General features: G+C 31.6%; 21 protein-coding genes, 1 tRNA gene, 1 other RNA gene and 1 riboswitch. Of the genes, 14 read left to right on the forward strand and 9 right to left on the reverse strand.

Annotated elements, in window-relative coordinates; translation table 11 throughout:
- Nucleotides 1-138: 138 nt before the first annotated feature.
- The 3 genes from AC5LAX_RS12580 to AC5LAX_RS12590 are packed head-to-tail and all read right to left on the reverse strand — an operon-like array spanning nt 139 to nt 5,287.
- Nucleotides 139-1,290: a mannitol-1-phosphate 5-dehydrogenase gene (locus AC5LAX_RS12580; RefSeq protein WP_008540050.1), complete on the reverse strand. Its 1,152-nt coding sequence runs from the start codon at nt 1,288-1,290 to the stop codon at nt 139-141.
- Between the two features lie 26 nt (nt 1,291-1,316).
- On the reverse strand, nt 1,317-3,212 hold the full coding sequence (locus AC5LAX_RS12585) for a PTS mannitol transporter subunit IICBA (protein ID WP_288909361.1): 1,896 nt from the start codon (nt 3,210-3,212) through the stop codon (nt 1,317-1,319).
- Between the two features lie 2 nt (nt 3,213-3,214).
- Nucleotides 3,215-5,287: a BglG family transcription antiterminator gene (locus tag AC5LAX_RS12590; protein WP_288909362.1), complete on the reverse strand. Its 2,073-nt coding sequence runs from the start codon at nt 5,285-5,287 to the stop codon at nt 3,215-3,217.
- A 234-nt stretch (nt 5,288-5,521) separates the two neighbouring features.
- Between AC5LAX_RS12590 and AC5LAX_RS12595 the strand changes: the two genes are divergently transcribed.
- The 5 genes from AC5LAX_RS12595 (at nt 5,522) to AC5LAX_RS12615 (ending at nt 11,832) form a co-directional block, all read left to right on the forward strand.
- On the forward strand, nt 5,522-6,145 hold the full coding sequence (locus AC5LAX_RS12595; protein WP_167624952.1) for a GAF domain-containing protein: 624 nt from the start codon (nt 5,522-5,524) through the stop codon (nt 6,143-6,145).
- Nucleotides 6,146-6,267: 122 nt separating this feature from the next.
- The gene (gene dpaL, locus AC5LAX_RS12600) at nt 6,268-7,455 is read left to right on the forward strand and encodes a diaminopropionate ammonia-lyase (protein ID WP_288909363.1); all 1,188 of its coding nucleotides are present in this window, start codon (nt 6,268-6,270) and stop codon (nt 7,453-7,455) included.
- 27 nt (nt 7,456-7,482) lie between these two features.
- Nucleotides 7,483-8,664, forward strand: coding sequence for a YgeY family selenium metabolism-linked hydrolase (locus tag AC5LAX_RS12605; protein ID WP_167624950.1), 1,182 nt, complete (start codon nt 7,483-7,485; stop codon nt 8,662-8,664).
- A gap of 90 nt (nt 8,665-8,754) precedes the next feature.
- Nucleotides 8,755-10,215 (forward strand): sodium:solute symporter family protein, encoded by a 1,461-nt coding sequence (locus tag AC5LAX_RS12610; protein ID WP_167624949.1) that lies wholly within the window; start codon nt 8,755-8,757, stop codon nt 10,213-10,215.
- Between the two features lie 24 nt (nt 10,216-10,239).
- Entirely contained in the window at nt 10,240-11,832 is a 1,593-nt protein-coding gene (locus tag AC5LAX_RS12615) for an N-acyl-D-amino-acid deacylase family protein (RefSeq protein WP_288909364.1), read from the forward strand.
- A gap of 110 nt (nt 11,833-11,942) precedes the next feature.
- Here the strand turns inward: AC5LAX_RS12615 and AC5LAX_RS12620 are convergent, their stop codons facing one another.
- From AC5LAX_RS12620 to AC5LAX_RS12640, 5 genes are all read right to left on the reverse strand, one after another.
- Entirely contained in the window at nt 11,943-12,698 is a 756-nt protein-coding gene (locus AC5LAX_RS12620; RefSeq protein ID WP_288909365.1) for an amino acid ABC transporter permease, read from the reverse strand.
- 18 nt (nt 12,699-12,716) lie between these two features.
- Nucleotides 12,717-13,406, reverse strand: a complete 690-nt coding sequence (locus AC5LAX_RS12625; protein WP_167624946.1) for an amino acid ABC transporter permease — start codon at nt 13,404-13,406, stop codon at nt 12,717-12,719.
- 109 nt (nt 13,407-13,515) lie between these two features.
- Entirely contained in the window at nt 13,516-14,376 is an 861-nt protein-coding gene (locus tag AC5LAX_RS12630) for a transporter substrate-binding domain-containing protein (RefSeq protein WP_167624945.1), read from the reverse strand.
- Nucleotides 14,377-14,416: 40 nt separating this feature from the next.
- Nucleotides 14,417-15,142 carry an amino acid ABC transporter ATP-binding protein gene (locus tag AC5LAX_RS12635; RefSeq protein WP_288909366.1) on the reverse strand — a complete coding sequence of 242 codons (726 nt, stop codon included), beginning with the start codon at nt 15,140-15,142 and terminating at the stop codon, nt 14,417-14,419.
- A gap of 239 nt (nt 15,143-15,381) precedes the next feature.
- Nucleotides 15,382-15,708 carry a hypothetical protein gene (locus tag AC5LAX_RS12640; RefSeq protein ID WP_008540054.1) on the reverse strand — a complete coding sequence of 109 codons (327 nt, stop codon included), beginning with the start codon at nt 15,706-15,708 and terminating at the stop codon, nt 15,382-15,384.
- A 148-nt stretch (nt 15,709-15,856) separates the two neighbouring features.
- On the opposite strand from AC5LAX_RS12640, the gene ssrS reads away from it, so the two are divergent.
- The 8 genes from ssrS to deoD all read left to right on the forward strand — a co-directional run bounded on the left by ssrS (nt 15,857) and on the right by deoD (nt 23,329).
- A non-coding RNA gene (gene ssrS / locus AC5LAX_RS12645) (6S RNA) lies at nt 15,857-16,039 on the forward strand.
- A 220-nt stretch (nt 16,040-16,259) separates the two neighbouring features.
- Entirely contained in the window at nt 16,260-16,955 is a 696-nt protein-coding gene (locus tag AC5LAX_RS12650) for a response regulator transcription factor (protein WP_019000065.1), read from the forward strand.
- 1 nt (nt 16,956) lies between these two features.
- Nucleotides 16,957-18,645, forward strand: coding sequence for a sensor histidine kinase (locus tag AC5LAX_RS12655; RefSeq protein ID WP_288909369.1), 1,689 nt, complete (start codon nt 16,957-16,959; stop codon nt 18,643-18,645).
- Between the two features lie 111 nt (nt 18,646-18,756).
- Nucleotides 18,757-19,764 carry a hypothetical protein gene (locus tag AC5LAX_RS12660; protein ID WP_288909367.1) on the forward strand — a complete coding sequence of 336 codons (1,008 nt, stop codon included), beginning with the start codon at nt 18,757-18,759 and terminating at the stop codon, nt 19,762-19,764.
- Between the two features lie 72 nt (nt 19,765-19,836).
- A tRNA-Arg gene (locus tag AC5LAX_RS12665) sits at nt 19,837-19,913 on the forward strand.
- Between the two features lie 272 nt (nt 19,914-20,185).
- Nucleotides 20,186-20,971 (forward strand): 5-deoxy-glucuronate isomerase, encoded by a 786-nt coding sequence (locus AC5LAX_RS12670; RefSeq protein ID WP_075555066.1) that lies wholly within the window; start codon nt 20,186-20,188, stop codon nt 20,969-20,971.
- Between the two features lie 51 nt (nt 20,972-21,022).
- A riboswitch (TPP riboswitch) is annotated at nt 21,023-21,121 on the forward strand.
- Nucleotides 21,122-21,204: 83 nt separating this feature from the next.
- Nucleotides 21,205-22,509: a phosphomethylpyrimidine synthase ThiC gene (thiC, locus tag AC5LAX_RS12675; RefSeq protein WP_204922346.1), complete on the forward strand. Its 1,305-nt coding sequence runs from the start codon at nt 21,205-21,207 to the stop codon at nt 22,507-22,509.
- A 103-nt stretch (nt 22,510-22,612) separates the two neighbouring features.
- On the forward strand, nt 22,613-23,329 hold the full coding sequence (gene deoD, locus AC5LAX_RS12680) for a purine-nucleoside phosphorylase (RefSeq protein WP_167624941.1): 717 nt from the start codon (nt 22,613-22,615) through the stop codon (nt 23,327-23,329).
- An 87-nt stretch (nt 23,330-23,416) separates the two neighbouring features.
- On the opposite strand, the gene AC5LAX_RS12685 is transcribed toward deoD, so the two are convergent.
- On the reverse strand, nt 23,417-25,093 hold the full coding sequence (locus AC5LAX_RS12685; RefSeq protein ID WP_288909368.1) for a carbon starvation CstA family protein: 1,677 nt from the start codon (nt 25,091-25,093) through the stop codon (nt 23,417-23,419).
- A gap of 385 nt (nt 25,094-25,478) precedes the next feature.
- Here AC5LAX_RS12685 and AC5LAX_RS12690 point away from each other — a divergent pair, with 385 nt between their 5' ends.
- Nucleotides 25,479-25,694, forward strand: coding sequence for a cold-shock protein (locus AC5LAX_RS12690; RefSeq protein ID WP_008540065.1), 216 nt, complete (start codon nt 25,479-25,481; stop codon nt 25,692-25,694).
- Nucleotides 25,695-25,801 lie beyond the last annotated feature (107 nt).

Here is a 25,801-nt window from a genome sequence, read left to right on the forward strand (position 1 = left end):
AAAGGACTTAGTCCCGTAGAATACAGAACTAAGTCTCAATTAGTAGCTTAATTAATATGTCCAATATTTTGGGTGCATATCATATAATAAGCTGTGCTTTTCTTATTTATTTAGAATAGGAATGGGGAAAACTTTGTTTTAAGCTTTAATAGCTTTATAATTTTCAATTACAAGCTGATAAAGTTTTTGATCTGCTGTAAGTCCAGAATATTTTTCTACTGCTTTTTCAATGCCATTGTCAGCAATATAAGCCTGAATTTCTACAGCTTGTTCATCTTCTTTATAATCAAAAGTATATCCTGTAGCAATAGCTTTTGCTAAGTGAGTATTATCAAGACCATAAGATTCAGCTAATAAAGCTGGCCCTACTAAACGGTCTTTAAGATTTAATTTACGGATAGGAGAACGACCTACACGTACTACTTCATCATGTAATGCTTCTAAGGAAATACGTTTTAAGATTTTTTCGATATAAGCTTCTAATTCTTCAAATTTAAATGGATATTTTTTAGTCATTGCCATAGCTGATTCTTTCATTACAGCTACTACATCAGCTTTAATTTCTGGAACTTCTAAAGCATCATGGATTGTTTCACAATTATTATGGTAACCAAAATATGCAGTTGCAGCATGACCGCAGTTAAATACATAGAGTTTACGTTCAAGATACATGCCAAGATTTTCTACATATTCTGCACCTTTAATTGGTTGAGCTTCTGGATTTACCATTTTGTCTTTTTCAATAACAAGTTCAAAAGCTGCTTGAATTTGAGGTACTCTTACGCCATTTATAACTGTGCTAAGTGCAATTCTATCTACAGCTACATTTGGAAAAGCGCCTACTTTATCAAGTTCTTCTTCTGTTACTGGCGCTTTAGTATTTTCTACTAAAGCTTTTTTCAACATATCTGTAGCATAAAAAGCATTTTCACAAGCCATAACGTCTACTTTACCTATGCCACGATTTAAACGTTCTTTTAATCCTTTAGCAAGTGTAGGAGCTATTTTATCTAAATTATCAACACAAACAGATGTTGTAATTAAATCAGCTTCACAAATTGCTTCCACAATATCTGCTTCATTAGTAATTGGAGAAAAAGCTTTTACATTTTTAATTACTTTCTTTTCATTATTATCAATGATATACATTTCATAAGAATTTGTTTCATTGATATAATCAACTGTTGCTTTTACTACATCAACAAAAGTTGTAGAAAAACCAGATTCATATAATAATTCTCCAATAAAACCTCTACCGATATTACCAGCACCAAAATGCACTGCTTTCATTTAAAATACCCCCTATTATCTAAAACTTAATCATTAGATTTTGTAAATAAGTTATATAAAGCTTCTTTGTCTTTTGTAACGAATAATTCTTCTAATTGTTCATCAGTATATTCGTCAAGAGCAATAGCAATATTAGCTAAGATAGCAAGATGTTCGTCGCCTTTACCTGCGATACCAACAACTAATTTTGCTTTACCTGTACCAAATTCTACACCATTAGGGAATTGTAATACTACAATACCTGATTTTTTAACTGTGTCTTTTACTGCATTTTCACCATGTGGAATAGCAATGCCACGTCCCATGTATGTGCTTACATCTTGTTCACGTGCAAGCATACCATTAATATATTCTTTGCCAACATAGCCAGATTTATACAATAATTCACCAGCCATTTTTATAGCTTCTTCTTTAGTAACTGTATCTAAGCACATTTTAATGTTTTCACGTTTTAATACAGTTTCATCTTCAACAGCATTTTCTTTGCTATCTGTAACTTCTTCTACTTTAGCTTCTACATTTTGTAATTTAGCTAAAATAATATCATAAACATCGTTTTTAATGAAATCTTGTACAAATAAATGTTCAGCTTGTGGAGAATCGGCGATTGCACGGTCTGCTAATTTTTCATGAGATACTACAATCTGAGCATCAGATGGAATATTACCGATAGCACAGTTTGTTACAGAAATATATCCATAACCTGCTTTTTTCAATTTATTGCGAAGTGCACTTGCACCCATAGCGGAAGAACCCATACCTGCGTCGCAAGCATAAATAATTTTCTTAAGTTCGCTACCTTTTACTACTACATCACTTTCAACACGTTTGCTACCACGGTTTTTCATATCTTGCATATTTTGTTGAGCTTCTTCTAAGGAAGAACCGTCATCTTTAGAAGCTTTGATGAAGATAGAAGCGATTACGAAAGATACTGCTGTAGCTACTACTACTGCTGCGATATTTGCAAAATATGCTCCTTTTGGAGTCATTGCTAAGATTGCAAAAATACTACCTGGAGAAGCTGGAGCGATAAGACCACCATTTAAAACGCTTAATGTGAATACGCCAGCCATACCTGCTGGAATAACTGCTAATAAGAGGATTGGTTTCATGAGAATATATGGGAAGTAAATTTCATGAATACCACCTAAGAAGTGGATAATTACTGCACCTGGAGCAGAACTTTTTGCCATGCCTTTACCTACTAAACAGAAAGCAAGTAATACACCAAGACCAGGGCCTGGGTTAGATTCAATCATAAAGAAGATGGATTTTCCAAGTTCTTGAGATTCCTGAATACCAATTGGGCTGAATACACCATGGTTGATAGCATTATTTAAGAATAATACTTTTGCAGGTTCAACCAAAATAGATACGAGTGGAATAAGACCTAAATTTACGATAAATTCAACGCCACCACGTAAAATATCATTCAAGGAACTTACTACTGGACCTACGATAGCATAAGCAAGGATTGCTAAAATACCACCTAAAATACCAGCAGAGAAGTTATTGATGAGCATTTCAAATCCTGTTGGGATTTTATCTTGGAAAGCTTCATCAAATTTTTTAATACACCAACCACCAAATGGACCAACAATCATTGCTCCTAAGAACATTGGAATGTCAGAACCAGCGATGATACCAGCTGTTGCGATAGCACCTAAAACACCGCCACGATGTTGATAAATAGCACTACCACCACTATAACCAATCAATAATGGAATTAACCATTTTGACATAGGGCCACCTGCATCTGCTAAATATTCATTTGGTATCCAACCAGTTGGAATAAATAATGCTGTAAGTAAACCCCAAGCGATAAATGCACCGATATTTGGCATTACCATTCCGCTTAAAAATCTACCAAATTTTTGCATCTTTTCTTGAGCAACATTTCCTGCTTTTGCTTCAGACATTTTTAACCCTCCATTACCTTTTTATATTTTTTCTTAAAATAATTTGTATATATTTTTTCTAGTTCCAAATAAATTTCTGCCTTAGAACCTTGATGTAAAATATCTAATAAGTTCGTATTTTCTATAATGCTTTCGGATAAAACTCCCATCGTTTCTAAAGCTTTTTCATCAGCTTTATCTGGAACTAATAAAATCAACACTGTAGATATTTCTTTTTCATTTACTTTTAAAGATTTTTCTAACTGAATAATCCCTACTGTCAAATTTTGTATAACTTTAGATTTTGTATGTAATAACATCAAATCTTTAATAATAGTGCTACCTTTTTCTTCTCTTGATTTCAAGTCAGCTTCCAAAATTTGACTTATATTTTCTTTTAATAAATAAATACTAACAAAACTACATAATTCTTCTTTAGAATTAACATTTACCATATCTTGATAAAAGAAATTCTTCAAAATAGATTTAATATAAAAACCAAATAGATTAAGTTCGCTCAATTTCTCAACTAAACTCTTATTATCTTTATGATACTCTCCACTATTTTCATCAGGTAATAATTGCATTTGATGAATGATATTATCTATATCCTTATCATCTAACATGAAATTTACAATCACTACTGGTATTGTCGCTTCATTTATTTCCACGGTGGAAATTATAAAATCTATGCCTTCATTTTGATAAAATTCATAGTTTATATTGATTGCAGAAACAATAGCTACAATATTTAAATTAGTGAATTTTTGTTTTAGTTGACTTGCTAATAATTTTGATGTGCCAATTCCTGTAGGACAAGCTACCAAAACATTATATTTTCTTGCTTTTTGCAAACTTGCATCTTCTAAAGTGGAACCTAAATGCATTGCTAAATAAGCAATTTCCGCTTCTGGTAAATTAACCCCTAATTTTTCCTCTAAAGGCTTAGCTGCTTTTTTAGCTAATTTCATCCATTGAGGATATTTTGCTTTCATCTCATTTAGTAGTGGATTACGTATCTCCAAATTTAATTTTATTCTCGTTGCTGCTGGCCCTAAATGTTTTACAAGACCTATTAATAATTTACTTTTCTTAGCTATAAAAATACCGCTTTCTTCTTGAGCTATAGCTATTATTTTTTTTGCAATTTTTATCAAAGCAAAATTATCATAATTATTAATAGTGCCTTCTTGATAATTATTTCTAGCTCCTAAAAGATGCATAGTGATAAAACCACTTTCTTCTTCAGGAACTACGATATCAAAGACTTTCGCAATCTCTTCACTTATCTTAAATGCTAAATCAAATTCTTTTTTCTTTTTCAATTCTGTTAAAAACTTAGTATCAATTTTAATAATTTCACCTTTTAATAAACGCTGTATCGCTAATGTAAGATGAACTACTAAGCCTGAAAAAGCATTTATCGATAAATTATAATTCTCTCTTTCCACTACTGTAGTTATTGCTTTTTCTACTTTTTTAATGATATCTTTATCGACTAAGTCTAATAAAAACTTATCCGTGCCACTTTTCAATTTAATATTTTTTTCTTGTTTATTTAAGACATTTAGAATATTTTTCTCATGGAGATTTTTATAAATATGACTTATAATCGCTTTCCTGATGTCTTTCTCTAATCCCTCTAAATAAATCCCTAAACCAGGTTTACGTACTAAATTCATATTCATCTTTTTTATCCATGTTTCTAATTTGTCTAAATCATTGCTTATAGTGGCTTCCGTTACATTCAATAATTTTGCCAAAGTCAATAACTTTATAGGTTCTTGTGATTTTAACAAATGACTTAATACTATATTTTGTCTTTCCGCTGGCGAATATTCATGCAAACCATTAGATTGAATTTGTTCTAGCATTTTTTGCTTTTGCTCTTCAGTCCCTATGATTTGCATACCCTTGCTAGTTTTTCTTTCTAAGATTAAATCATTTTCATTTAAAATCTTTTCAACATTAACTAATTGTCTAGTTACTGTTTTTATACTTACTTGTAATAAATCAGCTATTTCACTAGCCGTTACATAAGTATTTCTTTTTATAAGTTCATTAATTATAAATTTCGAACGTTCGTTTATTTTCATACAATTAATTCCTTATAGTTTAATATTAAATAACCGGTTTATTTCTACAATTTAATTATAATAGAGAATTGTTTGTAAATTCAATCTAAAGTTATATTATTAAGTCTTTAATCCTTTAGGACAAAATTAAATAATGGCATTATCATATTAAGTAGTATAATATTTATATATAATATTTATTTTTACTATATATTTTTTTAATTTTAAAATATTAATGGATGGTGCTATCAATCTATGAAAAGTCTATTACAACAAATACAACCTATTGTACAAAATACAGCTAATGCTATTTCTAAAGTTATTCAAATGGAAGTTGAAGTAGCAGATAATAACTTTATACGTATTGCTGGAACTGGTAAATATGCTGAAAATATTGGAGAACTCATGAATGCAGGTTTTGTTTATCATCATGTCCTTCAAACAGGAAATATCATTATGATTGAGCATCCTGGTTTTCATATATTATGCAAACCTTGTCCTTATTATGAAAAATGTCCAGAGGACACCGAACTAGCTGCACCTATTATTTTTCATGGTGAATCTGTTGGTGTCATTGGACTAGTCAGTTTCAACAAACAACAAACAGAGCATTTTATTGCACATAAAGAATGGATGATACAATTCATTCAAAAAATGGCAGAATTAATAGCTAATAATTTAGAAAATATTGCTATCAAAAACTCATCTAAAACATCTAATTTAGACACCTCGTTAAACCTCGCAAAATTAGAACGAAACGCTATAAAAAAAGCTCTTGATTTAGTAGACAATGAGATTAGTAAGACTGATAAAGCAGCTAAAATTTTAGGTATTAGTAGAGCTACATTATATCGTAAAATTAAAGAATATAATTTATAAAATTATTTCCATTGACTTTTGTCTCAAAATGAGATAATATATTCTCGTAATAAGACAAGAGCAACGGTGCTTAAAAACTTATGTTTTTTAAGCACCTATTTTTTTAGGAGGGAAACGATTATATGCAAATAACAAAAATTTATTCTGATAGTAATACAGCAGATGATATCAGTTTTCTCGATTTAACTCATGTTCAAAAAATAAAGGCATTTCACCAGTCTTTTCCTTTATATAAAGAAACTCCACTTGTCGATTTAAAAAACTTATCCAAAAGGATTGGCTTAAAAAATTTTTTTGTAAAAGATGAGTCCTACCGATTTGGTTTAAATGCTTTTAAAGTTTTAGGTGGTAGTTTTGCTATTGGAAAGTACATTGCACAAAAACTCAATATGGATATTTCTGACTTATCCTATGAGAAGCTCATTTCTTCAGAAATACATAAGCAAATTGGTAATATCACTTTTGTGACAGCTACAGACGGAAATCACGGCAGAGGTGTTGCTTGGACTGCTAATCAATTAAAACAAAAATCCGTTGTCTATATGCCTAAAGGAAGTAGTCTTGAGCGATTAAAAAATATTCAAGCTGAAAATGCTGATGCTTCTATCACTGATTTAAATTATGATGATGCTGTTCGCTTAGCTAATGAAAATGCCAAAAAATATGGCTGGGTTGTTATTCAAGATACATCTTGGGAAAACTATCAAGACATACCACGCTGGATTATTCAAGGTTATAGCACAATGGCTTATGAAGCATATACCCAAATTTCCCAAAAACCTACACATATTTTCATTCAAGCAGGTGTTGGTTCACTTGCTGGAGCTATTACGGGCTTTTTTGCTAATGCATATAAAGAAGATAAACCGATTATCACTGTTGTTGAACCTGAAACAGCTGATTGTATTTTCCGCACAGCTAAAGCAAATGACCAAAAACTTCATTTTGTAAAAGGTAATATGCCTACGATAATGGCAGGACTTGCCTGTGGTGAGCCATGTGATATTGGCTGGAATATCTTAAAAAAACATGCTGATTTTGCCATTGCTTGTGCTGATAATATTTCTGCAAAAGGAATGCGCCTACTCGGAGCACCTTTATCTGGTGATACTCGTATTATCTCTGGCGAAAGTGGTGCTGTAACTAGTGGTCTTGTTGCTGAACTTATGACAAATGATAAATATAAAGATATTCGTAATAAATTACAATTAAATGCGGATTCTGTCGTTTTATGCTTTAGTACAGAAGGAGCAACCGATAAACAAAATTACGAAGATATCGTTTGGAATGGAAAATTCAGTAATTACTAAAATAACTCATTTATTGAAGGTGATGTTATGAACACAAAATTCAAACAAGAAGTTATAAATTTATGTCAAGATTTAATTCGTAAATCCAGTTATTCTGGACATGAACAAAATGTAGTTAATATCTTAAAAACTTATATGGAAAAAAATAAATTTGATAAAGTTTTTACTGATAAGTATGGCAATATTATCGGATGTATTAAAGGTAATAGACCTGGCCCTAAAATTTTATTTGATGGTCATATTGATACTGTACCTGTTGCTAATGAACTTGAATGGACTTACCCTCCATTTGCAGCAGAAATTCATGATGACAAAATCTATGGACGCGGTACTTCTGATATGAAAGGTGCAGTCGCAGCAATGTGCGTTGCAGCAAAATATTTCAAAGAAGATTTTGGTAATGATTTTGCTGGAGAAATTTATATTGCTGGTGTCGTTCATGAAGAATGCTTTGAAGGCGTTGCTTCTCGTGAAGTCAGCAAAAATATTAAGCCTGATTATGTAATCATTGGTGAAGCTTCTAATTTAAATATCAAAATAGGTCAAAGAGGTCGTGCCGAAATCATTGTAGAAACATTTGGTAAATCCTGCCACTCTGCTAATCCTGAAAAAGGTATCAACGCTGTGTATAAAATGGCAAAAGTTATTGAAGCTATAAACACATTAGAGCCACCACATCATGACATTCTTGGTGATGGAATATTAGAATTAACAGATATAAAATCTTCACCATATCCTGGTGCCTCTGTTGTACCTGATTATTGTCGTGCCACATATGACCGTCGCTTGCTTGTTGGTGAAACAAAAGAAAGTGTTCTTGATCCAATTAAAAAACTTTTGCTAGAAATGATGGCAAAAGATAGTACATTAAATGTTAAAGTTTCTTATAGCGTAGGCAAAGAAAAATGCTATACAAATAATGAAATCACTGGCGAACGCTTCTTTCCTGGCTGGCTTTATGACAAAAATGATGAATTCGTTCAAAAAGCATATGTACAATTAAAAAATAATGGATTTAATCCTGAAATTACACAATATAATTTCTGTACTAACGGCAGCCATTATGCTGGAGAAGCTCATATAAAAACATTTGGACTTGGTCCATCTAAAGAAAATTTAGCTCATACAGCAAATGAATATATTGAAATTAATCAATTAATAAAAGCTGTCCAATGCTATTACAATATGAATATAGCATTTTTAAAATAAATAAAAATAGCAACGAAGCTAGAAAAATTTTTACTAATCAATAAAAGTAGAAATTTTTCTAGCTTTTTTATTTTTAATAGGAGGTTTATTATGACTGCTTCACTTACTGTTATCGCTATTGTCATTGCTTATATGGCAATTATGTTGTTTATTGGCTGGTATTCTAAAAATATGATATCTAGCAATAAAGATTTTATGGTTGCTGGTAGACGACTAGGACCTATTTTAATGGCTGGTACACTTGCCGCTACAGAAATCGGCGGTGGTAGTTCTTTAGGTGTAGTCCAGCAAGGTATGGATAAATTTGGTATTAGTGCTGCTTGGTATGTTATTACAATGGGCTTTGCCTTTATAATCCTAACTTTCTTAGCACCAAAATTCCGTGCTTCTACTGTAAAAACAGTTCCAGAATATTTTCGTCGTCGTTATGGGAAAATACCTGGATTTATTACTGCTATCATCATGCTTTTGCCATTAATTGGTCTTACTGCTGGTCAAATGATAGCTTCCGCTGTAATCCTTTCTACAATGATTGGTATTTCATTTAATTTAGCTGTTATTGCAATCTGTGTGATTGTAACAATTTATTCTGTAATGGGCGGTCTTTGGAGTGTTACATTAACTGATTTCATTCAAGTCTTCTTCATTGTATTCGGTATGGCTATAGCCATTCCATATGCATTTGATTTAGCTGGTGGCTGGCAAAATGTAGTTAATAATGTTCCTCCAGAAACCTTTGATTTATTTCATGGTTATAGCCTCTTAGACATCATTTCATTGACAATTATGTATATAACTACTTTTACAATAGGGCAAGAAGCTGTTTCTCGTTACTATGCTGCCCGTGATGGTAAAGCAGCTCAGCAAGGTTCTATCTTAGCTGCTATCATCAATTTTATATATGGTTTTATTCCAGCAATTTTAGGTGTTTGCGTTTTAGCACTCATCAATATGGGTTCTTTTGATGCATCTTTATTCAGCGAAGTTGGCTCTCGTTATGCTTTACCAACATTAGCAATCCATGCTATGCCACCTGTTATCTGCGGTATTTTATTTGCTGGTGTTATCTCTGCTACCATGTCTAGTGCAAGTTCCGATTTACTTGGTACTGGTTCTATATTTGCAAATGATATTTACCGCGAATTCATCAAACCATCAGCAACAGATGAAGAAGTCATGAAAGTAGCTCGTATCGTTATGATTTTAAGCGGTTTATTATCTCTTTTAGTAGCTTTATTTAATACATCTAGTATTATTACAATTTTAATGTTCTCTTTCTCCTTGCGTGCTGCTGGTGCTTTTTTCCCATATGTTCTTGGACTTTATTGGAAAGGTTCTTCTTTTGCTGGAACTATTGCTTCATTAATTTCTGGTACAATCGTTGTCGTTTATATAGAACAAATTTCTCATGGTATGCTATTTGGCTTTAAAATAGGTCAGCCTATTTTACCTGGGCTTGTTGTAGCATTTATAGCTTTTGTCGTATTTTCTAAATTATTTCCACCAAAAGAATTTACAACAGAATTAGCACATGATGAACATGAATCTTAACTTATTTTTAAGGAAGTCTTATTTATGAAAACTCTATTAAAAAATGGACTTATTGTAGATGGAAACAACACTAAACCATATATAGGTAATGTCCTCATAGAAAATGATTTTATAATAGCCGTCGGCAATATAGATATAGATGATGTTGATAATATCATTGAGCTCAATGGTCTAACTGTGGCTCCAGGATTTATTGATACTCACAGTCATAGTGATTTAGAAATTTTAAGTCAGCCTGAAGTCCTACCAAAAATCATGCAAGGTATTACAACAGAAATTTTAGGTCAAGACGGTATATCCATGGCACCACTACCTACAAAATACATCAATCCATGGCGCAAAAACCTTGCTGGACTTGATGGCGAAAGTGATACTATCAATTGGAATTACCAAACTACTAAGAATTACTTAAAAATGATTGATGATGTTAAACCCGGACTAAACGAATGTTACCTTGTGCCACACGGTAACATTCGCATGGAAGCCATGGGATTAGATAACCGCCAACCAACTGATGAAGAAATACAAAAAATGTGTGATATAACACAGCGTGAAATGGAAAATGGTGCCATTGGTTTATCTAGTGGTCTCATTTATATGCCTTGTGCTTATAGTAAAACTGATGAAATTATTGCCATGTGCAAAATCGTTGCTAAATATGACGGTATCTTTGTTGTACATCAACGCAGTGAAGCTGATACTATCATAAATTCCATGAAAGAAATCATAGATATAGGCAGAAAATCAGGAGTTAAAATCCATTTTTCCCATTTCAAAGTTTGCGGTAAGAAAAATTGGCAATACATTGATACTATGTTGCACCTTATTGATGAGGCTGAAAAAGAAGGAATTAAAATCTCCTTTGACCAGTATCCTTATGTAGCTGGTAGCACCATGCTTGGTGTAATCTTACCACCTTGGGTTCATGACGGTGGAGCAAATAAAGTTTTAGAAAGACTCCAAGATAAAACACTCCGCAAAAAAATGATTTATGATATCGAACATGGCATTGATGGATGGGACAATTTTATTGATTTTGCTGGCTTAGATGGAATTTATATAACAAGTGTAAAACATAAGCAAAATGAAAATGCTGTCGGTCTTAATCTCGTAGAATTAGGCAAATTAAAAAATAAAAACCCATATGATGCTACTTTCGATTTATTACTTGAAGAAGAAAATGCTGTTGGTATGGTTGATTTTTACGGTTCTGAAGAACATGTAAAGCAATTTTTACAGCGTCCAGAAATGAATGCTTGCACTGATGGTCTTTTAAGTGGCAAACCTCATCCTAGAGTTTACGGTGCTTTTCCACGTATCCTCGGAAAATACGTACGTGAAGAAAAAACTCTTAAATTAGAAGAAGCTATTTATAAAATGACAAAAAAACCTGCTGATACATTCCATATCGCAAAACGAGGCCAATTAAAAGCTGGTTATTATGCTGATATCACCATTTTCAACAAAGATACCATTATTGATAAAGGAACTTTCACTAATCCTGTTCAATATCCTGAAGGTATCCATTACGTATTCGTCAATGGACAAATGATAATAGAAAACAAAAAACATACTGGCATACGCTTTGGCAAAGTTTTACGCAAACAAGGAAATTAACGCTACAACATAAGTTTATACTAAACATCAAATAAAAAATTTATAAATAATTTCATGTAAAAAAAACACTCCAAAGTTTGAGTATTAACTCAGCCTTTGGAGTGTTTTTACTATGCATATGATTCTTGTTTATTCTTACTTTGTAAATATCTAACTACACAAGATAATGTATAATTTATTATAAAATATATTAAAGCTGCACAGCCAAATAATATAAATACATCAGATACATTTATGGTATTTGTTCCATTGTACAAGCTAGCATTACTTAAAATTTTCTTTACACAAGCCATCAATTCAATCGTTGCTACATTAGCTAAAAATGAAGAGTCTTTTATAGTCGTTATTACTTGGCTTAATAGTGTTGGTACTACATTTCTATATGCCTGTGGCAAAATTATATATACCATCGTCTGAAAAGTATTAAAACCTTGTGAATAACTAGCTTCAAATTGACCTTTTGGTACAGCATTAAGTCCACCACGAATTATTTCTGCGATTACTGCTGACGTGAATAAAATCAACGCAATTGTAGCTTTAAATAATAACTTGGTTTCTACTGAAGATAAACCTAGCATACTATGACTAAAAATACTAGGAACTGGAATAACGATTATACCAATGAAAATCCAAAATAATAATGGTGTATTTCTAAAAACTTCAATATATATACTTGCTAACCATTTAAAAACAATATTTTTCTTTGATGTACAATAATTTCTCACTAAAGCCAATACTGAACCAAATATAATACTTAAAAATACTGCTATCACTGAAATTATTAATGTAAATACAACACCTTTTAATATAAATACTAAAATTGCTGGCTTTTGCAATATAGATAAACTAGCTAAAATTTCATTCATAATCAAAACATCCTTTTATTATGCCATTACATCTTTTTTCTTTAATCTATTTTCCCATATAGTAGCTAAAGTTGATAAAGGGAAACAAATTATAAAGAATAAGATACCACATACAATATAAGCTGGCGCATATGCTCCACCTGTAGTTGAACCTGTGACAAAATTATATGTTAAAGAAATTAAATCAGAACCACCTATAATATACAAACAAGATGTATTTTTTATTAAATTTACTATTTGATTTACCATTGGTGGTAAGATAATTTTTATGCTCTGCGGCAAAATTATATAATACATTTTTTGAACATAATTAAAACCTTGTGATGTAGCAGCTTCAAACTGACCTTTCGGTATAGAGCTTATACCAGCACGGAAAACTTCAGCCATATATGCTCCATGATAAATTCCTAAAGATATTATTCCTGCAAATAAAACGCTTACTTTATACCCAGAAAAAGCTAATATATAATAAAAAACACACAATTGTAATAATAACGGAGTATTTTGAATAACCTCAACATAAATGCGATTTATCATGCGAAAAAATTTATTATAACTTGTACCCATTAGACCAATTATAATACCTATAATAAGCGATAAAACAATACCTACAACTGCTGTTTCTAATGTATTTAAAAAACCTAAAATAAAAGTATCTTTATAATTCCATATCATTATCCAATCATTTTTAGAAAAAATTTCTGCCATAAACTTCACCACTAAAATCATTTATAATTTATAAATCTACTACATAATAATAAATCTAAAGCTTTATAAAGCTTTAGATTTATTATCATATTTTTTTCAATTTGCTATTTTATTTTAAATTATTTTCAGTAATCAAAGTATCTACTGTACCGTCATTTAAACTTTTTTGAACAAATTTTTCTACAACTTTAGATAATCCAGAACCTTTTTTAGTTGCTATACCATATTCTTGTGGTGCAAATTCTTCTGCAATATAAGAACGACCATCTGTATTATAAATAGCTAAAATAGATTTATCTACGCAAAATGCATCTACATCACCAGCACTTAAAGCAGTAGAAATTGCTGGATAATCATCATATTGTTTGAAACTTACACCTGTTGTCCATGTTGCCGGATCAAATGTTTTTGCATCATAACCATCGCTAGGAATAACACCTGCTTTAATCAATGCTTCTACTAAAGATTTTGCAGAGGTAGAACCAGAAGATACACCAACTGTTTTACCTTTTAAATCAGCCAAAGTTTTAATTCCAGAAGAATTTTCTACTAATACACCTACATGGTCTGTATAGTATGGAGTTGTAAAATCCCAACTATTTTTTCTTTCATCTGTTATTGTAAATGTAGCAATTACACAATCAATATCACCAGAATCAAGTAAAGCTGTTCTTGTTGCTGCTGTTACTGGAGTAAATTCCACATCTACGCCTAAACTTTCAGCCAATTTTTGAGCTAAAGAAATTTCTAATCCAGAATATTCACCAGTTGCTGGATCTTCATAACCAAAACCTTTAGTTACATTTTTTACACCAACTTTTAAAGTACCTCTATCTATAATTTCTTGCACATCACTTGGATTAGAACTTGATGCTGATTTATTTTCAGTATCACTTCCACAACCTGCTAACATCATAACAGACATACATATTGTTAAAAATCCTAATACCCATCTTTTTAAAATTTTCATAAATAACTACACTCCTTCACACTTTGCTATCTATATATTTTTAATGAATAATCTTCCCTAAGAAATTTTTGACTCTTTCATTATTTGGATTATCAAAAAAAGTAGCTGGTGAACCTTCTTCAATAATTTGCCCATCTGCCATAAAGATTATTCTATCTGCCACTTGTCTAGCAAATCCCATTTCATGTGTTACTACAACCATAGTAATATTAGCTTCTTTTGCTAGTTTAATAATAACATCTAAAACTTCTTGAATGGTTTCAGGATCTAAAGCCGATGTTGGTTCATCAAATAAAATAATCTTTGATTGCGTACATAAAGCTCTAGCTATAGCAATACGTTGCTGCTGACCACCTGAAAGTGTTAAAGGATAAACATGTGCTTTATCTCTTAATCCTACTACATCTAAATAATGATAAGCTAAATCTTCTGCCTCTTTTTTAGTTTTATGATGTAATTTTATAGGAGCTAACGTCAAATTTTCTAAAACTGTTAAATGCGGATATAAATTAAATTGTTGAAAAACCATTGATATATTATTTTTGATAATATTTGTCTTATTTTTATGTGTCAATTGTTCACCATTAATAAAGACTTTTCCTTTAGTAGGTTCTTCTAAAAAATTCATGCATCTTACAGTAGTCGATTTTCCAGAACCTGATGGTCCTATAATAACTAATTTTTCTCCCTCTTTTACTTCTAAATTGACATCTTTTAATACATGAATACTGCCAAAATATTTTTCTACATGCTCTAGTCTTATCATAAAATCCCACCTACTAAACAGAAAAGGCGCCTCATTGTCATAAATAACAATGAAACGCCTTTGTTTCTAAATTTAATATCAAATTATTTTTGCATACTCTTATTAAAATATGCCTTTATTAATCTTTAAAAGCTCGCCTTGTAAGATTTAGGTTTAGTATAGTTTACTTTAATCTACTTGTCAAGTAATGATACTATTCCAAAATATAACCTTAAATTAAAATTCCTGCTTTTTATATCTTATAAATCTTTTAGACTACGAATACCATTTTTTACATAGTCAACTGGTCTACTCCAATCAACATGTACATCAGTTGCTTCCCATAAACGAGTAAGTGCTAATTGAAGTGTTTCCACATCATCTAATGGATTAATAGTTATTGTAGTAAAATCATGTAATGTTTCATGTGGTACTTGTAAAGTTAATGGTGTATTTAAAAACTCTTCTACTTTTTGTTTAGCTACTTCATTTGCCAAAACAATATTTGCAGATTTAGTATCAGCTGTATACTCAATATATCCTAAATCACTATGACAAGAAATAGCTACACTATAATTGTTTTCCATAAAAAATCCCTTCTTTTATCAATAACGTTATACTTATTTTAACTGAGCCTAATAATCTGCGCAAGTAAAAATGCAATTTGCAATTCTGACTTGTTCACTCTTGCACAGATTTCATCTTTATGCTATTATATTATCAGTTAATAACGGAGTATGCCTGCAATGTGCGTAGGTCTTTTTATATTGTCTAACCTTACTCTTTCTAAACGGGAATCTGGCTGTGATATTTGTGCTGCTGAATCGTCTCGAACGAATAGCAAAGCTCTTATCCAAGATACCCACCTGCACCAAGCAGGTCTAGGCGAATAAAAGATAACGGCATTATGGGCATATAAAAAAGCATTGTTTTACAAAAAGTGAAACAATGCTTTTTTGTTTGTCAAAAATCAATTTAAGATTACAAAAATCTAGTCTTTAGTAAAAACTATGTAAAATATAAAATCTTCTCTTGTAGTAGCTATCAAAAAATTTTATACTGATTACATATTAATATAATATCCATTATTTTTTATAAAATATAATTTACATTTAATCTATATCTATGAGGTGTTCTTATGCAAAAAATTTACTGTGTTGAAGATGACGAAAGTGTTCGCGAACTTGTCATCTATGCATTACAATCTTCTGGATTTGAAGCTCAAGGCTTTGTCAATGCTGAAGAATTTTTCCCTGTACTAAAAAATAATGTGCCTGATTTAATTCTTTTAGACATTATGCTCCCTGGCATTGATGGCATTGAAATCCTCAAAGAAGTTCGTAAAAATCCTAAAACACAACATACTCCTATCATCATGCTCACAGCTCGTGGTAGTGAATACGATAAAATAACTGGTCTTGATAATGGTGCTGATGATTATGTAACTAAACCATTTGGTGTAATGGAATTAATTGCACGCATAAAAGCAGTTTTACGTCGCAGTGCAAAAATCAATGTAGCACAAGACAAAGCTACTAATGATTTATCTGCAGGTAATGGTCTTCTTGTATTAAATCATGATTTCCATAAAGTCTATGTAAATAATGAAGAAGTTATTTTGACATTAAAAGAATTTGAACTTTTATACTATCTATTAAAAAATAAAAATATCGTTATTTCCCGCGATAAAATTATGGACAAAGTATGGGATTATAATTATGCAGCTGAAACTCGTACTGTCGATGTGCATATAAAAACACTTCGCCATAAATTAGGAGTAGCCAGCAAATTAATCGAAACTATCCGTGGAGTCGGTTATAAAATCATTGATTAATATGAGTATGAAGCAAAAAATCTTCAATTATATGTGCTTTTTAGTATCTATGGCTGTTATTTGTACTTTTATTTTAACTTTGACCTTATGTTATCCATTATTTTTTGAACATACAAAACAAGAAGTTAAAGATGAGGCTACTTATTTAACTTATGTTTTTAATCATCATTTAACAGACCCTAAAGAATTACTAAAAGATGCACAGACACAAACACGCATTACCTGGATTGACCCTGAAGGCAATGTTATCTTTGATAATAGTGCTGAACTAGATAAAATGGAAAATCATCTTTTGCGTCAAGAAGTACAAATTGCCCAAAAAGTAGGAACAGGTGAATCTTATCGCATCTCAACTACGCTTGGAACTAATACGTATTATTACGCTGTGAGATTAGATGATAATTCTGTTTTACGTCTTTCTCGCAATAATGTCAGTGCATATGATATGGTTCAAGAAGCCTTGCCGATATTGTTAGCTATGATGTTATTAATCTATTTAATCTCTCTACTGGCTGCTCGCCGTATGGCTAGAAATATCATTGCACCTATAAATTCTATCAATCTTGAACACCCTATTATGAATGACTTATATGAAGAATTAAATCCTATGTTAATTCGTTTAGAAAATCAAAATGAGCAAATTCACCAACAAATGAAGACTTTAAAAAATCAACAGCGTGAATTTACTATGATTATCAACAATATCGAAGAAGGTTTAATCTTAATCAATCATTCTTATAAAATATTAGCTATAAACCATAGCGTATTAAATATTTTAAACGCCGAAAAAATAGACTATATTGATAAAAATCTCTTTACGCTTATCAATAATGAAACATTATATCAAGCTGCTCAAAATGTAATGCGTGGAGAACGACAAGAGTTTTATTTACCTCTTGATAAAAAAACTTATCAAATCATTGCCAGCCCTGTAACTAAGCATAATACGGTAAAAGGTGCTTTAATTCTCTTTGTAGATATCACGGAAAAACGCATGGCAGAAAAAATGCGTCAAGAATTCTCCGCTAATGTATCTCATGAATTAAAAACACCACTCACTTCTATTTCTGGATTTGCTGAACTTTTACAAAATAATATGGTTCGACCAAATGACATTCCTTTATTTGCTAGCAAAATCTACAAAGAAGCTCAACGTCTAATCAGTTTAATTCAAGATATAATCAAACTTTCTCAACTTGATGAAAAAAATAGTACCTTTATGAAAGAACCTCTTAATCTTTCCGCTATCTGTAAACAAATTATTTTACGCCTAAATGATAAAGCTTTAACAAAACAAGTAAAAGTCATCTTTAAAGAAAATCCAAATAGTGAAATTATTGGTGTTCGTCAATTAATTGAAGAATTAATTTATAATCTCATCGAAAATGCTATAAAATACAATAAAGCCAATGGTTCTGTCTTTATTTCTTTATTAAATGAAGACAAAAATCATCTTATCTTAGAAGTAAAAGATACTGGAATAGGTATAGCGTCAGACGATTTACCACATGTATTTGAAAGATTTTATCGTGCTGATAAATCCCGTTCTCAAATCAATGTAGAAGGTACAGGCTTAGGTCTTGCTATCGTTAAACATATTGCTGAATTCCATCATGCTAATTTAACAATTCAAAGTAAACCTAATGAAGGAACTTGTATCAGAATTCATTTTTCTTTAAAATCAGATTAAAAAATTTTTTAAACCCCTATTTTAGGGGTTTTCTTATTGTTTAAGCTAAAATTTTTGGTATAATAAGTAGAGTAACAAATTTTATAATATATATAATGAGGGTGCATGCTTATGCGATTAATAAAAAATATTATTTGCCTTACTGTATTAATGGTTTTCACATTATTCCATACTCAAATTAGTTTTGCCGCTGATTCTGAATGGTATTGGATTAGCTCAGATGATAAATATAGTAAATATTTTTCTATGACAAGAATTACTACTGTTTCTAGTCAAAATAACATTCCTACTTGTATTGAAGATTGGATAAAAACAGGTTACGCTCCAGGTGGAGCAGCTGAAACTATAGCTAATATGAAACTTCCTATCAATGATCCTAATCAATTAGTCTATAGCTTAGCTCGTGTTCAAATCAATCCTCAAGAAAGAACCCTACGCTATATGGAAGAAATCTTCTATGATAAAGATGGTAAGGCTCTTTATACACTCAAATACAATAACCCTGTAAATAAAGATATCAACTCTCAATCTTTTGATGAAAAATTTTATGCTATGATTGTAGACCGTGTATTCAATAAAGGTGAAGGTGGTCGTCTTATCTCTAATGCTCGTTGGCTTGGCTTATGGAGTAATGAATCTGGAGAAAGTAGTGCCGATACAGCTACACTTCGTCAGATAGATAACAACATCATTGTTTGGATTTGGCAAGAAAACAAAGACTCTGCTGGCAATGTTTCCTCTATCCAATTCATGAAAAAAGAATATAACGTCAAAAATTTAACAGCTAGAACATTAAAATATAATTTCTGGTCTCCTGATACAAATTGGATTGATAAAACACCTAATCTCGACAAAAATATGCATTCTATCATTCCTGAAAGCACAGAAGATGTAGAATTCAAGAAAATAAGATATTATGCTAATAAATATCCTGAATGGGCAACACGTTATCAAATCAATAAAACAGCAACAACAGCTACTGTTCCAACAAACACAACAGCAACTACTACAACTCCAACACCTACTACACCTGTAAACTCTACTACAACATCACCAGCTGCTAGTGGCGTTACAAATCCTATTGGCTCTGTAGGTCCTATTGGAGCTCCTATAAATTAAAATTTGCGACTTAGTTTTAGTTATGCTAAAATTTAGCTTATTAAATTCATCTAACTAATTTAGATTGAAATTGCGGCTGTAGCTCAGACGGATAGAGCATTCGCCTCCTAAGCGAAGGGTCGCGTGTTCGACTCACGCCAGTCGCACCATTTATAAAAATAACGGATATTAATCATAATAATTATGATTAATATCCTTTTTTATTGCCCTTTATCAAAAATATCAAGATAAAAAAATTCTTTTACTTCAACATTTATTATAGAAACTTTTTATTAATAAGTTTATTAATCTTATTATATATTGATTATATATTGATTATATATTGATTATATATTGTTGATATTGAACTTTAAAACATTTATAATATAACCATAAAATAATCATCACTTATTGATAAATTTATTATAAAGGAGATATTTTCATGTATAAATCATTTGGTTATCCAGAATTCAATGCTTCTGGCGAACAAATTCTTACTACTTACAATAATGAATATAGTAATATGCTAATGGATATTCGTGTCTATAAAATTAAAGCTGATGAAGAAAGAATTTTCTGCCGTGAAGGTGAAGAAATTGCCATACTACTCTTAGCTGGTAAAATCACTTATATTTTTGATGGACAAGAAAAAACTGTATCTAGAAAAGATGTTTTTACTGAAGGTCCCTGGTGCGTTCACGTTTGCAGTAATACAAAAGTAATTGTTAAAGCAAACAGCGATGCAGAAATTCTTGTTCAATGCACAAAAAACGAAAAACAATTCCCTGCTAAATTATATGCTCCAAAAGATGTTCCTTGGGGATATTCTTGTGCAGGAAAATTCGGTAACACTGCTCAACGTCAAGTTAATACTATTTTTGATTATGACACAGCACCTTATTCTAATATGGTTTTAGGTGAAGTAATTAATGATAGAGGTAATTGGTCTGGCTACTTACCACATTATCACCCACAACCTGAAGTTTACTATTTCAAATTTGATAGACCAGAAGGTTTTGGTGCTAGTTTTATCGGAAATGATGTATTTAAAAGCATTGATGGTAGTTTTGCCGCTATCGCTGACAGCAAAACTCATCCACAAGCTGTAGCTCCAGGTTTTTTAATGTATACTTGTTGGATGATTCGTCATTTTGATAATAATCCTTGGCTCCGTCAAAATTGTAATGAAGATGAACGATATATTTGGCTTCATGATGCTAAATTTTAATTAAATCTTGTTTTTTCTTACTAAATATTTTATAATAAAAAAAAATTGAAAAAAATCCACTAGGGGTGCTTTTGAAGCTGAGAGGAAATATTCCGACCCTTAGAACCTGGTTTGGTTAAGACCAACGTAGGGAAGTGGCAAATAAATGATTATCAAGGCAGATTTGCAACTTTCTTTGCATATCTGCTTATTTTTTTGCCATTTATCACTTCTTATATTATGGAGGCAAAATTATGACAATGACACAAATGCAATCAGCTAGAGCTGGTAAAATCACTGATGAAATGAAAATCGTAGCTCAAGAAGAAAAAATGGATATTGAAACTCTTCGTGAACGTGTTGCCAATGGTACTATCGCTATTTGTGCTAATATCAATCATCAAAATTTACACCCTTATGGTGTAGGCGAAGGACTTTGTACTAAAGTAAATGCTAATATCGGCACATCTAGTGCTTTTCCTGACCCAACTCCTGAAATCGAAAAATTAAATGTCGCTATCGCATCTGGTGCTCATTCTGTAATGGATTTAAGCACAGGAAATAATATTGATGCTTCTCGTCAAGCTATTTTAAAACATTCCACTGTAATGGTAGGAACTGTGCCAATTTATCAAGCAACAGTTGATGCCATCAAAGCTCATGGTGCTGTCGTGAAAATGACTGAAGAAGATTTACTTCATGCCATTGAAAAACAAGCCAAAGATGGTGCTGATTTCATGACTATTCACTGCGGTGTAACTATGGATGTAATCAATCGCATGAAAGCAGAAGGTCGTTATATGGACGTAGTTAGTCGCGGTGGTTCATTCATCACAGGTTGGATGCTCTATAATGAAAAAAATAATCCACTTTATGAACGCTATGATGATATCTTAGATATCTGTGCAAAATATGATGTTACTATGAGTCTTGGCGATGGTCTTCGTCCTGGCTGTCTTGCTGATGCTACTGACCATGCTCAAATTCAAGAACTTTTAAATTTAGGTGGACTTGTAAAACGCGCTTGGGATAGAGGTGTACAAGTCATGGTCGAAGGTCCAGGTCATGTACCATTTGACCAAATAGCTACAAATATGAAATTGCAAAAAAGCATTTGTCATAATGCTCCATTTTACGTTCTTGGTCCACTTGTTACTGATATTGCTCCTGGATATGACCATATCACTGCTGCAATCGGTGGTACTATGGCAGCATCTTGTGGTGCGGATTTCCTTTGCTATGTAACTCCAGCCGAACATCTTGCTTTACCAAATGTTCAAGATGTAAAAGATGGTGTTATTGTAACTAGAATTGCCGCTCATGCTGCTGATATCGTAAAAAATGTACCAGGTGCAAAAGATTGGGATTTAAATATGGCTAAAGCTCGTAAAAAACTTGATTGGGAAGAACAAATGAATTTAGCTATCGACCCACAGACAGCACGTCAAAGACGCGCTTCACGCAATCCAGAAGGCACAACTGCTTGCTCTATGTGTGGCGATTATTGTGCTGTTGAAATCGTCAATAAATACCTCGGTGCTACAATCGAACATTGTTAATTTAAAAATGCAGGATAATCCCTGCATTTTTTCATTCATTATGATAAAATTTTTATAGATATTCTTATATCTCATAAAATTATTGATGAAAGAAGGTATTGTTATGAGTAATCATATTGAAGCCAAAATTGGAGAAGTTGCTGATGTCGTTTTACTTCCTGGCGACCCATTACGTGCAAAATACATCGCTGAAAAATTTCTAGAAAATCCTGTCTGCTACAATCATATTCGCAATATGTTTGGCTATACTGGAACATATAAAGGTCATAAAGTTTCTATCCAAGGCACTGGTATGGGTATTCCTTCTATTTCTATCTATGCACATGAATTAATCTGCGATTACCATGCAAAAAAATTAATTCGCGTTGGTACTTGTGGTGGTTTAAAAGATGATGTTCATGTTCGTGATGTTGTTATCGCTCAAGGAACAACTACTGATAGTGGCATTATTGTTCGCACTTTTGGTGATGGACTTCATTATGCTCCACTTGCTGATTTTGAATTATTAGGCAAAGCATATCACCATGCTAAAAAATTAAACATTCCTGTGAAAATTGGTAACGTATATTGTCAAGACCGTTTCTATGATGAAGAAGTTGATTTACAAAAATTAATCCAATACGGCTGTCTTGCTGTAGAAATGGAAACTTCTGCTCTTTATATGCTTGCTGCTCGTTATAATGTACAAGCACTTGGCGTATTTACTGTAAGTAATCACTTATTTACAGGTGAAGAAACTACAGCTAAAGAACGTGAACAATCCTTTAATGATATGATTAAAATAGCTCTCGAAACTGCTATTGATAACAAAGAAATCTAAAAAAATCCCTATAATTATGGAAATGATATGTCCCAAAAATCCTGGACACATTTCTTAATTATAGGGATTTTTATTAAATTTATTGATTTATATATTAGTTTCTATATTTTTCTTAGCACTAACAAGTTCTTTACCACAATGAATTGCTACAGAAACTGCAAGTATCATCAAAGCAAGTGCAATAATTAATTGTAATCCATCTACAGCAAAAACAAATTGTCCCATAGATAATTTTACAACAATTGCATATACAGCTTCTACTAAAGCTGTCATAGTAACGCAGAACATAACTACCATTGGAATATAAAGCATAAAACCTTTTCTTCCAGTTGTTTTTAAGAATACAGCCAAAGAGATAAGCACCAATGCAGACAATAACTGATTAGCAGCACCAAATAATGGCCAAATATTCATATAACCACCAAGGCATAATAAATAACCAATAAATAAAGTTATAAATGTAGCAAAATATTTATTTGTACATAATTTTTGTACAAAACTCATTTCTTGACCTTCATCTACGCTGAATAATTCTTGAAAAGACATACGGCCAATACGAGCTACTGCATCTAATGAAGTAAGTGCTAAAGCTGATACACACATAGTCAAGATACAATTTGCTATATCATGTGGCATACCAAACATAGCAAAAAATCCAGCTACAGCTGTGGAGAAAATCTGGAAAGGTGTGCCTTCTGGCAACTGACCATTAGTAGCAGCAGAACAAACAATTACTAAAGAAACAACACCTAAAACAGACTCTACAAGCATAGAACCATAACCAACAAATAAAGTATCTTTTTCATTAGAGATAGTTTTAGAAGAAGTACCTGAAGATACTAAGCTATGGAAACCAGAAACGGCACCACAAGCAATAGTTATAAATAAAATTGGGAATAAATCTTTTCCATTTACATTAAAACCTACAAAAGCTGGCATATTAATTGTTGGATTTACTGCTAATACACCAATAACGCCACCAGCAATCATTGCTAAAAGTAAAAATGTACTCAAATAGTCGCGAGGCTGTTTTAAAATCCACATAGGCATTACAGAAGCTGCAAATATATAAACAAATACTACATAGAGCCAAATCATTCTATCTAAATAAATTGGAAAAGCAATACCCACAGCAAGCATAGCAATTAATAAAATAATACCTAAAACAAGACGAACTTTTTCATTCGGTTTAAATTTCTTAATGAATAAACCAAATAAAATAGCTACAAAAATAAATAACATGGATATTGAAGCTGCTGCTGCGTTTGGTGTTATTAATGCACCATCTTTACTAAATCCATTAAAAGTATTCGCTACTATATCAGCAAAAGCAGCTATTACTAATAAAGTAAATAACCAACAGAATAACAAAAATAAACGTCTGCCTGTTTTACCAATATAATGCTCAATTAACATACCCATGGATTTACCTTCATTTTTCACAGAAGCATATAATGCAGTGAAATCCTGTACTGCTCCAAAGAAAATACCACCTACGATAATCCATAAAAAAGCAGGAAGCCAGCCATACATAGCTGCAATAATTGGACCAGTTACAGGACCTGCACCTGTTATTGAAGAAAATTGATGAGAAAATACCGTAAATTTAGATGCTGGTGTAAAATCTTGACCGTCATTATATTTAAAAGCAGGTGTTTTTGCATTTTCATCAACACCCCAAGTATGTAATAACCAACGACCATAAATTCTATAGGCTAGAAAAAAAATTATAATAGCACAACCAACTAACATTATTCCATTCATCTAATCACCCTTTCTGGACAAATAAAATTTTTATCTCTCGATAATATATATATGTCTATATTTTATATCGAAAAATAAATGATTTTAACTTATAAAATTTATTATCGACTTATAAATATATCATCATCTATTTATTATGTCAAATTTTATTGTAAATATGTAAATCTAAAAATCAATTCAACTATAAAAAATAATTATGATATGTGTTATTTTGTAAATTGACAAATTATACTTCCCATGCTACTATTAGGATATTCAGTCTTGTTTTGGAACACAATTAAAGTCACGTCTTAGTCCTCCTCTTAATAAGTGTGGAAGATTCTTATGTGTTTTTTAGTTTGACCTCTGCACTGATTATATTTTATATCCTAAGGAGGATTTTATAATGGGAACAGGTACAGTTAAATGGTTTAATTCTGGTAAAGGCTATGGCTTCATTACTAATGATGACGGATCTGGAGATTTATTCGTTCATTTCTCCGCTATCAATTCCGAAGGCTTCAAAACTTTAGAAGAAGGTCAAAAAGTTACTTTTGATACAGAAGCTGACAGCCGTGATGCTAGCAAACTTCGTGCAGTAAACGTTACTGTTGTAAAATAATAATAAAAAAAGAGCAATCATATTGACATGCACCCAAAATATTGGACATATTAATTAAGCTACTAATTGAGACTTAGTTCTGTATTCTACGGGACTAAGTCCTTTTA

Source organism: Megamonas sp., from assembly GCF_986095205.1.